At 66.6% G+C, this 15,187-nt stretch carries 13 protein-coding genes; 6 read left to right on the top strand and 7 right to left on the bottom strand.

Going from position 1 to position 15,187, the window contains the following annotated elements; genetic code table 11:
- The first annotated feature begins 457 nt into the window (after nt 1–457).
- Entirely contained in the window at nt 458–1,429 is a 972-nt protein-coding gene (locus G3N59_RS19365; protein ID WP_205984233.1) for a thymidylate synthase, read from the top strand.
- A gap of 69 nt (nt 1,430–1,498) precedes the next feature.
- On the opposite strand, the gene G3N59_RS19360 is transcribed toward G3N59_RS19365, so the two are convergent.
- Nucleotides 1,499–4,111 (bottom strand): DUF6600 domain-containing protein, encoded by a 2,613-nt coding sequence (locus tag G3N59_RS19360; RefSeq protein ID WP_205984232.1) that lies wholly within the window; start codon nt 4,109–4,111, stop codon nt 1,499–1,501.
- A 247-nt stretch (nt 4,112–4,358) separates the two neighbouring features.
- Nucleotides 4,359–5,066, bottom strand: a complete 708-nt coding sequence (locus G3N59_RS19355; protein ID WP_205984312.1) for a helix-turn-helix transcriptional regulator — start codon at nt 5,064–5,066, stop codon at nt 4,359–4,361.
- Between the two features lie 217 nt (nt 5,067–5,283).
- Here G3N59_RS19355 and G3N59_RS19350 point away from each other — a divergent pair, with 217 nt between their 5' ends.
- The 3 genes from G3N59_RS19350 to G3N59_RS19340 all read left to right on the top strand — a co-directional run bounded on the left by G3N59_RS19350 (nt 5,284) and on the right by G3N59_RS19340 (nt 7,205).
- The gene (locus G3N59_RS19350) at nt 5,284–5,421 is read left to right on the top strand and encodes a hypothetical protein (RefSeq protein WP_205984231.1); all 138 of its coding nucleotides are present in this window, start codon (nt 5,284–5,286) and stop codon (nt 5,419–5,421) included.
- A 95-nt stretch (nt 5,422–5,516) separates the two neighbouring features.
- Nucleotides 5,517–6,548, top strand: a complete 1,032-nt coding sequence (locus G3N59_RS19345; RefSeq protein ID WP_205984230.1) for a helix-turn-helix domain-containing protein — start codon at nt 5,517–5,519, stop codon at nt 6,546–6,548.
- Nucleotides 6,549–6,701: 153 nt separating this feature from the next.
- Nucleotides 6,702–7,205 carry an acyl-CoA thioesterase gene (locus G3N59_RS19340; RefSeq protein ID WP_205984229.1) on the top strand — a complete coding sequence of 168 codons (504 nt, stop codon included), beginning with the start codon at nt 6,702–6,704 and terminating at the stop codon, nt 7,203–7,205.
- 82 nt (nt 7,206–7,287) lie between these two features.
- Here the strand turns inward: G3N59_RS19340 and fumC are convergent, their stop codons facing one another.
- Both fumC and G3N59_RS19330 read right to left on the bottom strand, forming a co-directional pair.
- On the bottom strand, nt 7,288–8,694 hold the full coding sequence (gene fumC / locus G3N59_RS19335) for a class II fumarate hydratase (protein WP_205984228.1): 1,407 nt from the start codon (nt 8,692–8,694) through the stop codon (nt 7,288–7,290).
- A gap of 185 nt (nt 8,695–8,879) precedes the next feature.
- The gene (locus tag G3N59_RS19330) at nt 8,880–10,490 is read right to left on the bottom strand and encodes a phospholipase D family protein (RefSeq protein WP_346777905.1); all 1,611 of its coding nucleotides are present in this window, start codon (nt 10,488–10,490) and stop codon (nt 8,880–8,882) included.
- A 274-nt stretch (nt 10,491–10,764) separates the two neighbouring features.
- Here G3N59_RS19330 and G3N59_RS19325 point away from each other — a divergent pair, with 274 nt between their 5' ends.
- On the top strand, nt 10,765–11,112 hold the full coding sequence (locus tag G3N59_RS19325; RefSeq protein WP_205984227.1) for a DUF2917 domain-containing protein: 348 nt from the start codon (nt 10,765–10,767) through the stop codon (nt 11,110–11,112).
- Nucleotides 11,113–11,160: 48 nt separating this feature from the next.
- Here G3N59_RS19325 and G3N59_RS19320 read toward each other — a convergent pair whose 3' ends face one another.
- The 3 genes from G3N59_RS19320 to G3N59_RS19310 all read right to left on the bottom strand — a co-directional run bounded on the left by G3N59_RS19320 (nt 11,161) and on the right by G3N59_RS19310 (nt 14,170).
- Nucleotides 11,161–12,129: a bile acid:sodium symporter family protein gene (locus G3N59_RS19320; protein ID WP_205984226.1), complete on the bottom strand. Its 969-nt coding sequence runs from the start codon at nt 12,127–12,129 to the stop codon at nt 11,161–11,163.
- Nucleotides 12,130–12,339: 210 nt separating this feature from the next.
- Nucleotides 12,340–13,776 carry an MATE family efflux transporter gene (locus G3N59_RS19315; RefSeq protein ID WP_205984225.1) on the bottom strand — a complete coding sequence of 479 codons (1,437 nt, stop codon included), beginning with the start codon at nt 13,774–13,776 and terminating at the stop codon, nt 12,340–12,342.
- Nucleotides 13,777–13,948: 172 nt separating this feature from the next.
- Nucleotides 13,949–14,170, bottom strand: coding sequence for an RNA-binding S4 domain-containing protein (locus G3N59_RS19310; protein ID WP_205984224.1), 222 nt, complete (start codon nt 14,168–14,170; stop codon nt 13,949–13,951).
- Nucleotides 14,171–14,523: 353 nt separating this feature from the next.
- Between G3N59_RS19310 and G3N59_RS19305 the strand changes: the two genes are divergently transcribed.
- Nucleotides 14,524–14,979: a hypothetical protein gene (locus G3N59_RS19305; RefSeq protein WP_205984223.1), complete on the top strand. Its 456-nt coding sequence runs from the start codon at nt 14,524–14,526 to the stop codon at nt 14,977–14,979.
- Nucleotides 14,980–15,187: the final 208 nt, after the last annotated feature.

The following is a 15,187-nucleotide window of genomic DNA, read 5'->3' as shown; positions in this document are numbered from 1 at the left end:
ATAACGGCGTTGCGCTGGGTCTCGCCCAATAGTCTTGTTATTTTCTCCGCGATTTTTCACGCCTTTAAAATCGGCGACTTTGCGATGTTACGTGTCGCGCAAATAGTTTTTTCAGCGATTATCAAAGGCAATTGCCAAGGCAGTTATCGGCATTAATTGCCGTTTCGTATGAAGCAAGGCAGGGCGCAAAAATCGCTTGCGCAAAAGGCGTTCCTATACGAATACGTGTTCCTCCCAGGATTGAAGTATTTGGGCTGAATGTTCTGCAGCGCCGAACGCGTGCGAGATTTAAATGGTCTGCAAATGGTTTTACCGGTTTTGCCGCCGCCGCAGCAAAGCGCGCGTGCAGACGGCCGGATTGCGGCGAAATGGCCCCCGATCAGCGAACGCCCGCTTGCTATAGAATCTCGCTTTTGAATCCGCACGGGGCGCGGGCGCCCCCGTTCAGGAACTCCGCATGAAACAGTATCTCGAGCTTGTCCGCTCGATTCTCGACACCGGCAGCTGGCAGGAAAACCGCACCGGCATCCGCACGATCAGCATGCCGGGCGCCATGTTGCGCTTCGATCTCCAGCAGGGCTTTCCGGCTGTCACGACCAAGAAGCTGGCGTTCAAGTCGGCCGTGGGCGAGTTGATCGGCTTCATGCGCGCTTCGCGCAGCGCCGCCGATTTCCGCGCGCTCGGCTGCAAGGTCTGGGACGCCAACGCGAACGACAACGCCCAGTGGCTCGCCAACCCCTACCGTCAGGGCACCGACGATCTCGGCGATGTCTACGGCGTGCAATGGCGCCAGTGGCCGGCCTACAAGGTGCTCGACGCGGGCGCGAGCGCGCAGATCGCCGATGCCGAATCGCGCGGCTATGCGCGCGTGACGGAATTCAGCGAAGACGGCCAGCCCAAAGTGCTGCTTTACAAGGCGATCGATCAGCTGCGTCAGTGCCTGGACACCATCATGAACAACCCGGCGGATCGTCGGATTCTGTTTCATGCGTGGAACCCGGCCGTGCTCGAAGAGATCGCGCTGCCTGCCTGCCACCTGCTGTATCAGTTCCTGCCGAACCCGGCGAAGCGCGAAATTTCGCTGTGCCTGTACATCCGCAGCAACGATGTGGGTCTCGGCACGCCGTTCAATCTGACCGAAGGCGCGGTGCTGCTGAGCCTGGTCGGGCGGCTGACGGGCTACACGCCGCGCTGGTTCACGTATTTCATCGGCGACGCGCACATTTACGAGAATCAGCTCGACATGCTCAACGAGCAGTTGCGCCGCGAGCCCTTCGAAAGCCCGCGTCTGGAAATTTCCGGGCGCGTGCCCGATTACGCGAAGACGGGCGTGTACGAGCCGGAATGGCTGGAGAAGGTCGAGCCTTCGGACTTCTCGCTGGCCGGTTATCGGCATCACGAGCATTTGACGGCGCCGATGGCGGTGTAACGTTTTTGTTGCGTCAGATGGAAAAAGCCCGCGAACAGCGATGTTCGCGGGCTTTTGTTTTGGCGACGATCAGCCGTGGTGGTGTTCGTCGTGGTTGCCGCCCGCGTGTTCCTGCGGATGCGGCTGGGGTTGCGGTTGCGGGCGCGGTTCGGCGCGCGGTTGGGGTTGCGGCTGTGGATGGAACTCCGCGCGTGGCTGCGGTTGAGGCTGCGGCTGTGGGTGGAATTCCGCGCGTGGCTGCGGTTGAGGTTGCGGCTGCGGATGGAATTCCGCACGCGGCTGCGGTTGGGGTTGCGGCTGCGGGTGGGATTCCTGGCGCGGCTGAGGCTGAGCCTGCGGATGGAATTCCGCACGCGCCTGTTGTTGCACTTGCGGTTGCTGCTGAGCCTGCGGTTGAGGTTGCGGGTGGAATGCCTCACGCTGCGGCGATTGCTGCGGCTGCGCGCGGACGTCAGCGTGGGCTTGCGGTTGCGGCACCTCGCGCGCTTCAGGACGCTGTTCAGGCCGTGCCTGGGTTTGCATCGCATGTTGCTGCGGTTGCGATGGCGCCTGCGCCTGAGGCTGCACCTGAGGCGCGCGCTCCCCAGCGCCTTGATGCGGCGGCTGCATCGCCAGCGCCTGCGGGCGGCCAGTTTCGTTCGCGCCCGGTTGTCCGCGCATCGCCATCGGCGTATGCGCCTGGGTCCATTCGGGCTGATGCGCAGGCTGGCGCGCGTCGCCTGGCTGACCGGCTGCCGGCGCACGTCCGTTCATCGCGGCCTGCGGCTGGCCCGCTTCCGCATGACCGCCGAACTGCGGCGGGCGCGGCACGCCGTGCGGCTCATTCGGCTGCGCACCAGCCGGACCGTGCATATTGGCCACCGCCGCACCCGTGGGCGCGAAATTCGGCTGCCCGTGCTGGCCCAAGGGCTGATTCGGCTGACCCGCCACATTCGGCGCATGCGGCGCATTTTGCATCGCCATGCCTGGCGCACCGTTCGGGCGGCCCGCCGCGCTCATTTCAGGCGAGTGGGGCGGCACGACCCGCACGTTCTGCTGCGGCCAGCCGCCGTGCGCAGCTGCCGAGGACGGCGCAAACGACGCATGAGTCGGCGCCGACACGCGCACCACCGGCGCGCCAGCACCCGGCACCGTACCGCCGCTGTGCGCAAAACGTTGCGCGAGGTTATCGCGGAAGGCGGGCGGCGCGACCGGCGCGCGCGTCGCTACGACCTGACGCTGGTTCAGCGTGGCCGGCGGACGATAATCGGCGCGGCGCATACTCGAGCCGAAGCTACCCTGAACCGGCGCGATGCCCGGCGTGCCCGGCTGGATGCGCGCGTTCTGCCATTGACGCGGATCGACGCGCTGCGCAAAGCGCGCGGTCGGCTGACCGTGCATGAAGGCTGTCGCGGGCACGGCCGTCACGGCGCCCGGTACGCGGTAGTTCACATAGGTGTTGTGAACGTTGATGTTCTGGCGGTAGTTCTGGCGATAATTATTGACCACCACCGTCTGATTCACGCGCTGATAGTAATGCGGGCTCCAGCCGCCCCAGCCCGGATGCCACGCTTCGCCCGGCCCGAGCGCGAACCACGCGACGCCTGCCGCCGCCGCCCCGCCGATGGCGAGATTCACGCCCCAGTCCGAACCGCCGCCACCGCCGCCCACGAAGGCGACCAGTGCCGGCGCGTAGACCGGCGGCGCGCTTTCGGCCATCGGGCCCGGCACCCACGCCCAGGAATCGTCGACCTGCGCCCAGCGGCCATAGTGATAAGGCGCGAAACCCCAGGGCGCGTCATCCACCCACGTCCAGCCCCAAGGCGCCTGCCAGACCCAGTGACCGTCGTGATACGGCGCCCAGCCGGCCGGCTCCGCGTTCGGCACCCAGACTTCGCCGTACTGCGGGCTTTCGCGCCACGTGCCGTTGGCGTCCAGATCCTGATAGCCGGGCATATCGCGCGAAACGTAACGCGCCGACACCGAGCGGTCTTCCGCCGAATCGCGCGCGAGCGCCCACTGGTCGAACGCGTCGGGCGGCGGCGCGGCGTCGCTGGCGACCTGTTGCAGCGCGGTGCCCGTGAAGCGAATCTGCTGGCCGGCCTGCATCGGCATCTGGCCGCTTTCGCCGTAGACGGTCACGCTGCCGCTGCGCACGGTGACGGTGGTGGCGCTGCCGTCGGGCGCGACATCGACGCGATAGTCGCCCGGGCCATTCAGGCCGAGCGCGAGATTCGGGGTATCGATTTCGTACGCGGTGCCAGCGGGCAGCGAGCGCACGCGCGTCGACAGCGTGCCTTGCGCGACCTTGAGCTGGGCGCTGGCATCGTCAAGATTGAGCACGTCGAGGCTGGTCTGCGGGCCCATGCGCACGGCCGTCGAGCCGATGTGCAGTTCCGAGCGCGCATTGGCGTCGTTCCAGAGCTGGTCGCCGGTCGTGAGCGGGCGGTTCAGCTGGGCGTAGGACCAGTCGCTGGCGCCCGCGGGTTCGGTGGTGACGTCGCCGGCCATGTAGTCGAGGCGCGCGATACGCGAGGGCGGATCGCCTGCGGTCTGGGGTGCGGCCTGACGTGCGGCCTGAGGCGCGGACTGCGCAACGGCTGCGGGACTGGCGAGGTTGAACGCGAAGGCGGCGAGCACGGCGCCGGCGACGAGCGTGTGGCGGCTGACGAAGTAGCGGTTGGTTTGTGTGGGCGATTTCATGGTGATCTCCTGTCGACAGCACGTGCGGCTTTAGCCGCGAGTGCTGCCCCATGCACAGCTGACGATCCCGAGGAAAGATTTGGGAAGGTCATGTGGCCCACTTTATCCAACGCCCGTGTTTCCATGCGCACGCATTTGTTGCCGCTTATGCACCTTCTGTAACAGAACGTGTGACAGTCGCCCAAAACGCCGATTTTGCGGATGTTTTAAATGAATTTGTCGGCGATTTGTCAGGTGATTCGGCGTTTCAGGCGCGTTCGAACGCGTCGAATTCGCGCTGCCCGAGCGGCGTGATGCGCAGCACGCGCGGACGGCTCGTGCGCTCGACCCAGCCGTTCGAGGTAAAGCGTTCGAGCAGCGCCGCGCCCAGCGCGCCGCCCAGATGCGGACGCCGTTCGCTCCAGTCCAGACACGTGCAGGCAAAGCGTCGCCGCCGCGCGCGCAGGGCGCCGAGGTCGACGCCCCAACTCGCGAGCCGGGCGATCCCGCTTTCGGTCGCTTCCAGATCGTCGCCTTCGCGCACCAGCAGGCCGCCGGCCACGAGCCGGTCGAAGACGCGCACGGCCACTTCGCCTGCCATGTGGTCGTAGCAGGTGCGCGCGTGGCGCATCTCCACGGGCACGGTGCGCGCCGGCCGCGTGACTGGCCGCGTGGGCGCGGTGGCGTGCGCGACGTTCATCAGCGCCTCGATGGTCTGGGCGATTTCGGGCGTGGCGATGCGGTAATAGCGGTGCCGCCCGCGCACCTCGGGCGCGAGCAAGCCGCCTTCGGCGAGACGCGCCAGATGCGCGCTGGCGGCCGAAGGCGAAAGACCGGCGATCAGCGTGAGTTCGCCGGCCGGCCGGGCGCTGCCGTCCATCAGCGCCCACAGCATGGCGGCGCGGCCCGGATCGGCCAGCAGTGCGGCGACGCGCGCGAGACCGGGGAAGTGCGCGGATTCATCGGCGGTAGGCAGCGGCATGACAGGTTCTCCCAGAGATAAGTACGGGCGACGACCCATACCGATACTCTAACGAAGTGCCGCATTCGACGTTTCAGGCTGGCGTGAAATGTCGCGTGCGTTCGGGTGTGATCGCGTGTGATCGAACGCGCAAGGCGCCTTGCTGGCGAAACCGCGCCGCCCCATGCCGCAGGGCTAGAATGACCGCTCCTTTGAAAGCACACAGGCAGTCATGAAACGGATTCTGGCCCTTGCAGCGCTCACGCTGCTCTGCGCCGCCTGCGCGGGCGGCTCGCCCCCGTCGGGCGGCAGCGCGAGCGGCATCACCATGTACGGTACGATCGACGAAGGCATTTCGTTTCACAAGTAAGCGAAGGCTGGCAGGAATTGATGGCAGATTGACGTAACTGCCAGTCGCGCGCGTGCGATCATGCGGCGGTCGAGTCTCAAAGACTGCTCCCCGCCATGCACGCCGAAACCACCCACGCACGCCATATCGTCTTCGCGGTCGCCCCCGATCTTGTCCTGCTGGACGCCTGCGGTCCCATCGAGGCGTTCTGGCGTGCCGAACTCACGATGCGCGCGCAATCGCCGCACGCGGCGAATTTATCGACGCAGCCGGGCGCTTACCGCGTGACGCTCGCGTCGATCGAAGGCGGCGTGCTGCCGACCTTCGCGGGCCTGCCCGTGGTCGCGGAAAAACTCGCCACCCTCGATCCGGCCAGCATCGACACGCTGATCGTCCCCGGCGTGCCGATCGACGATCACACCGCGCTGCAACCCGAACTCGTCGCCTGGATCGCGGCGCATGCGCCACGCGCGCGCCGCGTCGCTTCGGTGTGCACGGGCGCGTTCTATCTGGCGGCGGCCGGGCTGCTCGACGGCCGCCGCGCGGCCACGCACTGGCGCAATGCAGCGCAGCTCGCGCGGCGTTTCCCGCAAGTCGATGTCGACGACGAACCGATCTTTATCCGCGACGAACGCGACGGCCGCGTGGTCTGGACCTCGGCGGGCGTGACGGCGGGCATCGATCTCGCGCTGGCGCTGATCGAAGAGGACTGCGGCCACGCCGTCGCGATGCAGGCCGCGCGCCGCCTCGTGGTCTTCATGAAGCGCCCCGGCGGCCAGGCGCAGTTCAGCGAGGCGCTGGCGGCGCAAAGCGCGGCGGGCGGTGCGTTCGACGCGCTGCATGGCTGGATGGCCGCGAACCTGCACATCGAATTGAACGTCGAGCGGCTCGCCGAAGCCGCCTGTATGAGCCCGCGCACCTTCGCGCGGCGTTATGTGGAAGCGGTGGGGCGCACGCCCGCGCGCACGGTCGCGGCGATGCGCGTGGAGGCCGCCGCGCACGCGCTCGCGCAATCGCGCCTGCCGTTCAAACGGATTGCCGCCGACTGCGGCTTCGGCACCGAGCAGAATCTGCGGCGTGCGTTCGAACGCCGCTATGGCGTGCTGCCCGCCGACTATCGCGCCAGATTTTCCGCGCTGAATGCGTGAAGCGGCGGGGAGCGACGCGCGCTTCGGGCGTGGCATCACTGACGATATCCGGTATGACATTCGGCGCTCGTATAATCGACGGCACCTAAAACGACGCCCACGCGCAAGCGCGCCGGGCCCGCATCCCACACTACGCCACGAGCCGGAGCCGATATGAGTACGCCTTCCCAACCGCTGGACCGTTCGGAAACGACGTTCCGTTTTCTCGCCGAGCCGACTTCGGTGAACTTCGGCGGCAAAGTCCACGGCGGCGCGCTGATGAAGTGGATCGACGAAACGGCCTACGCCTGCGCCGCGGTCTGGTCGGGCCGCTATTGCGTGACGGTGAGCGTGGGCAATATCCGTTTTCGCCGGCCGATCCTGGTCGGCAACATGGTCGAACTGCGCGCGCGCGTGGTGGCCACGGGCCGCACCTCGATGCACATCCACATCACCGTGCACGCGGGCGACCCCAAGAGCGGTCAATTGCGCCTGACGACCGACTGCCTGATCGTGTTCGTGGCCGTCGACGAAAACGGCAACCCGATTCCCGTGCCCACCTTCACGCCGGAAACCGAGGAGCAGAAGCGCCTGGCGAAATACGCGCTCGACGTGAAGGAAGCGCTCGATGCGATCGTCGAACTCAAGCCCGATGAAGTCGCGAAAGGGCAGGTTTGAGACACTGAAAAGCCAATAGCAAACGGGCGGCGAAGCCAGAAGCTTCGCCGCCCGTTTTGCGTTTCAGCCCTTTGCCAAAGGCTTATTTCGTGTTGCCGACCATCTCGCCCGGCTTCACCCATTCGTCGAATTGCTGTTCGGTGACGTGGCCGAGCGCGAGCGCCGCTGCCTTGAGCGTGGTGCCTTCCTTGTGCGCCTTCTTGGCGATCTGCGCGGCCTTGTCATAGCCGATGTGCGGATTGAGCGCCGTCACCAGCATCAGCGATTCGTTGAGCAGCGTGTCGATGCGCGCACGGTTCGGCTCGATGCCCACGGCGCAATGATCGTTGAACGAGAGCGCGCCGTCCGCGAGCAGGCGGATCGATTGCAGGACGTTGTGCGCGATCATCGGGCGGAACACGTTGAGTTCGAAGTTGCCGCTCGCGCCGCCCATATTCACGGCCACGTCGTTGCCGAACACTTGGCAGCAGAGCATCGTCACCGCTTCGGACTGCGTAGGGTTCACCTTGCCCGGCATGATCGAGCTGCCCGGTTCGTTCTCGGGAATCGACAGTTCGCCCAGACCGCAGCGCGGGCCGCTTGCGAGCCAGCGCACGTCGTTGGCGATCTTCATGAGGCTGGCGGCCACGGTCTTGAGCGCGCCGTGCGCGAACACCAGCGCATCGGCGGCGGCCATCACTTCGAACTTGTTGGGCGCGGTCACGAAGGGCACGCCGGTGAGCTTCGCGATGGTTTCGGCCACTTTCTGCGCGAATTGCGGATGCGCGTTCAGACCGGTGCCCACCGCCGTGCCGCCTTGCGCCAGTTCGTACAGATGCGGCAGCGACGATTCCACATGCTTGATGCCGTGATCGAGCTGCGCGACGTAGCCCGAAAATTCCTGGCCGAGCGTGAGCGGCGTGGCGTCCTGCAGGTGCGTGCGGCCGATCTTGACGATATCGGCGAATTGCTTCGATTTGTCCGCGAGCGTTTCGCGCAGCGTCTTGAGCGCCGGCAGCAGATGTTTGACGATGCCGACCGCCACCGCCACGTGCATGGCCGTGGGGAACACGTCGTTGGAGGACTGGCCGCGGTTGACGTCGTCGTTCGGATGGATCTTGCGCGCCTCGCCGCGCTCGCCGCCCAGAATCTCGCTCGCGCGATTCGCAATCACCTCGTTCAGGTTCATGTTGGTCTGCGTGCCCGAGCCGGTTTGCCAGACCGCGAGCGGGAATTCGCCTGCATGCTTGCCATCGACGATCTCGTCGGCGGCCTGCACGATCGCGTGCGCCTTGGCTTCGTCGAGCACGCCAAGCTGCTGGTTCACTTCGGCGGCGGCGCGCTTGATCCACGCGAGTGCGGTGATCAGTTCGGGCGACTGCTTTTCGGTCGAGATACGGAAATTCTGCAGCGAGCGCTGCGTCTGCGCCCCCCATAGCTGCGCGTCAGGTACGGCGATCTCGCCGAACGTGTCGCGTTCCATTCTGACGTTTTCATGACTGGCGGTCATCTTGACACTCCGATGTTGAGGCGGCGCCGGTGTTTCGGCGCGGCGCCGCATATGACGGGTCGGGTCCGCGAGGTGGCTGGGCAGCGGCGCAGCGTGGCGGCGCCTGCGTGAGCGCCCGCGAAGGACGTCACGCTGAGCTAGGTCTGGCTAAAGGGCGGACTTCCGGTTTGCCTCGGCCGATGCGTCTACAACTGGCTATCGACCGGCAACAGCAAGAATAGCCCGGTTAGCAGATTCCGGTAAAAACCCGCACCAGGATCGAGGTTGTAGGTGCGGATCATGCCGTTTTCCTCATCGGTCCAGACGAGCGGCGAATTCGTCACGGTGCCGCGCTGCTGCGCGAGTTGCTCGGGCGTCGCGAGCGTGACGTGATAGCTCACCGCGGGCGCGGTCGCGTGGGCGAAATAGCCGGTCACTTCGTGCGCGATCGGCTGGCTGTCGATGGTGAGCGCGAGTTCGGTGTTCAGCTTCGCGGAGCGCGGATCGAGATTGAGCGAGCCGATCACGAGCGTGCTGTCGTCGATCACATAAGCCTTCGCGTGCAGGCTCGCCCGCGATTGCGAGCCCGTGATGCCGAAGCGCCGCTCGCGCGTGCCTTCGTGCTGGATCGGCTTGAATTCGTACAGTTCGACGCCCGCCTTGAGAAGCGGCACGCGATACGGGCTGTAGCCGGCCTGCACGGCGACGGCGTCGGTGGCGGCGAGCGAGTTAGTGAGGATCGCCACGCGCACGCCGCGCGCCGTGAGCTTCGTCAGTTCCTGCACGCCTGCGTCGTGCGGCACGAAGTACGGCGAGAACACCAGCACGCTGCTCTTTGCCGTGCGAATCCGGTCGAGCAGCGAGCGCATCGCGTCGCCCAGTTCGCCTTGCTCCGGCCCGCCGATCTTGCCCGGCGAATCGGCCACGAACTGCCATTTGGCCCAGACGAGGCCCAGCTCGTTGCGCGTGATCTGCTGCGCAAGCGGCGTGGCGTTGAGCGGCTTCGCGTTGTAGGGATCGGCGGTTTCGCGCCAGTGTTTGCGCAAGTCGTCGCGTGCGGCGTCGAGATCGTGCGCGTCGAACTTCTGATGATTGAGCACGCCCAGCGGGTAGGCAACGCTGCTGTTCCAGTACTCGTCGAAGCTCGCGGAGACGCTCGCCGCAACCGGCCCCGCGCCCAGCACATCGAGATCGCGGAACTGCAGCGTGGGGCTCGCGCTGAAGTATTCGTCGCCGAGATTGCGCCCGCCCACGATCACCAGTTCGTTGTCGATGATGGTCGACTTGTTGTGCATGCGGCGCGTGAACTGATCGACGTTCGAGAAGAAGTTGCGCGTGCGCGTGAACATGCTCTCGGTGGTGCTGCCGTACGGATTGAACACGCGGATCTGGATGTTCGGATGGCTGTTGAGCGACGCCATCAGCCGGTCGATGTCGTGGAAGTTCAGGTCGTCCACGAGCATGCGCACGCGCACGCCGCGATCGGCGGCATAGAGCGCGGCGCCGAGCAGCAGCTTGCCGGTCGTGTCCTCGTTGGCGATGTAGTACTGCATGTCGAGCGTCTTCGTCGCCGCGCGGGCGAGGGCGACGCGCATCTGCAGCGAATCGGTGCCGGTGGCGAGCAGGCGAAAGCCCGACTCGCCCGGATGCGCGGCTTCGGGCGCGGCCAGCGCGGTGCCGAGCGCGGTGGCGCTGGCATCGGCGGCGGGCAGCGCGGAGGTGGACTGGCGCGGGTAATCGGTGGCGGGCGGGCGCGTGGCGCAGGCCGCAACGAGCGTCACGCACGCGAGCGCGAGGCAGAGGCGTCGGGCGGCGATCCGTTGGGCGGCAAACCGTCGGGCGGCGCTCCGTCGGACGGCGATCCGTCGGGCGGCGTTCAATGCATTGAAGGCGTGCAAGCGGGTTCTCCTCTCCGTTTGGCGCAGGGCGTGTTTTGTTCGCTGACGTTGCGCGCCGTTTTGCGTCGATTCTATCGGCAAGCGGCGCAACGTGATGCGCGGGAGCGAACGCGCCGTCGTTTCACGTCGGGCGGAAACGTTGCCGGTGCTGCGCGCGCAACACTGCTTCCATCATCAACAGCAGGAGACGGCGATGGAACGGCTGACGCGAGCGGACGAAGCGAAGGTGGAGCGGCTGGATGTGGCAAGACGCGCCTGCCGCCTCGTGCGGCGGGCACAGGGCGGGGTGATCGGCGTGCTCGAAGGGCGCGTGCTGATGACCGTCGAGGGCGACGCGCAGGACTATTGGCTCGAACCAGGCGAGGCGCTGCCGTTCGCGCCGGGCGAGCGCGTGTGGATCGGCGGATGGGATGAGGCCGTGAGTTGCGAGGTGAGCGTGCCGATGGCGCCGGAGCTTGCGTGGCTGAGGTGGTGTCAGCGGCTGGCGGCCAGCGTGCTCAGGCGGCCCGCGCGTGCACGGTTACGCGTGCAGCGCGGGTGATCGACCTGATACGCGAGGGCAATACGCGAGGGCAATGCGCGACGGCGCTTAACCGCGCGGCGCGGACGAAGCTGCCGCGCGTGCTTCGTCGGCGTCGCGCTCGCTGCCGCGTGCGGGCTTGCCTGCCCAGTAACCGGCCAGCAGCGAGCCGGACAGGTTGTGCCAGACCGAGAACAGCGCGCCCGGCAGGGCGGCCAGCGGCGAGAAGTAGAGCTTGCCGAGCGTCGCGGCGAGCCCCGAGTTCTGCATGCCGACTTCGATGGCGAGCGTGCGGCACACGGATTCGTCGAAGCCCAGCAGGCGGCCGCCCCAGTATCCGCCCAGCAGGCCGATGCCGTTATGCAGCACCACGCCAAGCGCGACGATCGGCCCGACCGTGGCGATGCTCGCATGCGTGCCGCCCACTACAGCGGCGATGATCGCGAGGATCGACACCATCGACACGAGCGGCAGCACCGGTTCGACGCGGCGCACGAGGCCGCCGGCGAGACGGTTGACGATCAGGCCGACCACGATCGGCAGCGCGACGATCTGCAGGATGCTCATGAGCATGCCGTGCACATCGACGGTAATCGAGGCATCGACGTAAAGGCGCGTCAGCAGCGGCGTGGCGAACACGCCCACCAGCGTCGAGAGCGCGCTGATCGTCACGGACAGCGCCACGTCGCCGCGCGCGAGGTAAATCATGACGTTCGAGGCCGTGCCGCTCGCCACGCTGCCGACCAGCACCATGCCGGCGGTCAGATCGGCGGGCATGTGCAGCGCGTGGGCGATCGCCCAGGCGGCCAGCGGCATCACCAGATAGTGCAGGACGATGCCGGCCAGCACGGGCGCGGGGCGCGTGAAGACGCGCCGGAAATCGGCGAACGAAAGCGTCACGCCCATGGCCAGCATGATGATCGTCAGCAGTGTGGTGACGTGCGGCGTGACGGGCGCGACCGCGCCCGGATTGAAGTAGGCGAACAGCGAAACGAGGACGGCCCACAGCGGGAACAGTCGGGTGATCGGGGCGAGCATGAGCGGGTGGTCCGTGAGCGGAGGCGTTTTGGGAGCGGTTCGGGTGGGCGATGCGCCGGTTCTACCGGATTGAATTCTCAAGCGCCCTCGTGGGACGGCTGGCGGGCGGCGGGTAGCCGTGTTTGCCAGCCGCGTATTCTAACCGCCCGCCAGAATGCGCCCGAATGGTGCCCGGACGCCCGCCGGGCTGCGTCACGTGCAGCAAGCCGCTTATGCGTCCGGGCCCGCATGCGCTGCCGCTTCGCGCTGCACGCGGCGGCTGATGTGATGGAAGCGCCAGGTCATCAGCACGGCCACGCTCGCCAGACCCGCCGCGAGTCCCCACCAGAGGCCGAGCGCGCCCATCCCGAAGTGGAATGCCAGCGCATAGCCGAACGGAAAGCCGATGCCCCAGTAGCCGAGCGTCGCGGCCAGCATCGGAATGCGCGTGTCCTTGAGGCCGCGCAGGCAGCCCGAGCCCACCGTCTGCATGCCGTCGACGATCTGGAACAGCGCCGCCACGCCCAGCAGCGAAGCCGCCAGCGCGACCGTCTGCGCATTCGCGGGATCGTCCAGCCGCAGATACAGCCCGACGATCCAGTGCGGCGCGAGCACCATCACGAGCGCCGACATCGTCATGAAACCCACGCCCAGCCCGAGCGCCACGAAGCCCGCATGACGCGCCGCGCCCGGCTGGCCCGCGCCGATCCAGTAGCCCACGCGCACATTGGCGGCCTGGCCGATCGAGAGCGGCACCATGAACATCACCGACGCCACGTTCAGCGCGATCTGATGCGCGGCCAGCGGCGTCGCGCCGAGCAGTCCCATGACGATGCCGGTGGCGAGGAAAAGCGTCGCCTCGACCGCGAAGGTAATCGCCACAGGCCAGCCGATCGTGAACAGTTCGCCCATCAGCGGCGCGGTGGGGCGGCGCGCGCTCACGAAATGCTGATGCGAAGGGCGCAGATGCAGCAGCGCCATCAGTAGCAACGTGGTCAGCCAGATCGTGATGCTGGTGGCCGCCGCCGAGCCGAGAAAGCCCATGTGCGGCAGGCCCCACGCGCCGTGAATCAGCCCGTAATTGAGAAAGCCATTGAAGAACACGCTGCCGATCGACACCCAGAGCAGGCGTTTCGCCGCGCCGATGGCGGGCAGGAACGAGCGCATCAGCCCCACGCCGATCAAACTCGCGGGTGCGCCCCAGCGCAGCACGGCCGCGTATTCGCCGACCTGATGCGCGAGCACGGACGGCTCGCCCAGCGCGAGCAGCACGGGTGTGGCGAACGACATCAGCACGAACGCGGGCAGCGACAGCAGCAGCGAAAGCGCGAAACCGGTCCAGTAGATGTGCGGCACGCGATGCAGATCGTCGGCGCCGCGCGCCTGCGCGACGCTCACGCTGACCGAGGTCAGCACGCCTTGCAGCACGGTGACCACGACGAAGAACAGATTGGCGCCGAGACCGCCGGCCGCGAGTGCGCCCGCGCCCAGCGAGCCGAGCAGCACGGTATCGGTGACGCTCATGGCCATCTGCGAAAGCTGGGCGATGGCGAGCGGGGCGGCGAGGCGCGCGGTATCGGCGGCGTGGCGGCGCAGCGAGGGTGGAGCGAAGGCGCGGCGCGAATCGTGGTCGCGGTGGGCGCGCGTGGGGGCGGTGGATCGGGTCATGAAAGCAGACGCGGCGCGAAAAATCGCGCCGCGTGTCCTTGTGTGCGTTCGAGTTGGGCCAGAAGCGGAGGCTTGGGCCTAAACGCAGATTACGCCTGTTTGGGACAAAAAGCACCTATATGGTGCATTTGCTTTCGAATCGGTTGCGTTGGGTGGCGTTCCTGGGCTTCGGCTATTGCGCCTCGTGGATCGCGATCCGCGTGTCGCCCAGCAGCACGGATTGGCCCGCGCGCACCTTGCAGGTCTTGCGCAGTTCGACTTCGCCGTCGACCTTGACGGCGCCCGAGGCGACGATCTGCTTGGCCGAGCCGCCGCTATCGGCAAGACCCGTGATCTTGAGGAGGTTGTGCAGTTCGACGTAGTCGCCGGTCAGGGTGAAATCGAGATTGGGCATGGCGAATCCAGAGGCAGAAGCAGAAGCTGAAGCGCGCCAGTGAGGCTGCGCGAAGGGTGAGCATGATAAGCGATCGCGGCGGCCTGGGCGGCGGATACATCTCGGGGCCAGATGTTATGAAATCGTCAGAAAGTGAAACCTTGAGTAACGTTGCGGGACTTCATCGGCATCCTCAGACAAAAATGGATTCACCCCAGCCGAGAACGCCGCTTCAGCCGATTCACAGGCACAAGGCGCTGTGAACGAAGCGGATGGATCGAGCGGGACCGCGCAACGACGACGCAAACTGGCCACTTTCGACAGGAATGCGTGTTGCTGTCCGGTTCCCGGAACTACTGCAAAGAGGATATGCCATGACTCAGATTCGCAAGCTGCTTACCGGTACCGCTCTCGCCACTGCCGCCATCTTCGCTCAGGGCGCGTTCGCCCAGACCGAAGCGCCGTCGGCCGCGCCCACGCTCGCACCGGGCGCGGCGCCCAGCCAGGCGCCCGCCGCAGCCGGCGTCGCGCAACCCGCGCCCGCGCCGCAGAACCTGACCGCGCCGCAGTCCACCGACCCGCTGGTGCAAAAGCGCGACGCCAACGCGAAGGCCAGCGCCGAGTACCGCAGCGCCAAGAAGTCGGCGAACGCGGAATACAAGGACGCGAAGAAGCAGGCCAAGACGCAGTACAAGTCGCAGGTCAAGGACGCCAAGATCAACCGCAAGGCGGACCGCCAGGCCAACGATTCGGAAATGAAGGATCAGATGAACGGTCAGTCGGCCCAGCAGGCTGGCGCGCAGCAGCAGGGCACGACGGGCCAGCAGTAACGCTGGCTCGATCACCGCAGTAACCTGCGGTGACCATGAAGCGGCGACGCCTGGAAACGGGCGTCGCCGTTTTTGCGTGATTTTCCGGGCGTTCGCGGTTGACGGTCATTTGCCGGTAAATATCGCCAGATCACAGCAGAATCAGGCGCTTGCCGGGCCGGGGTGTATGGATATACAGTGTGCGTCGGCGCTTTGTCCGAGGCGCTTT

The sequence above is a fragment of the Paraburkholderia sp. Ac-20340 genome, assembly GCF_017104965.1.
Classification (GTDB): Bacteria; Pseudomonadota; Gammaproteobacteria; order Burkholderiales; family Burkholderiaceae; genus Paraburkholderia.
Note: the sequence above shows the minus strand (reverse complement) of the source record. Positions and strands in the feature narration are given on the sequence as shown.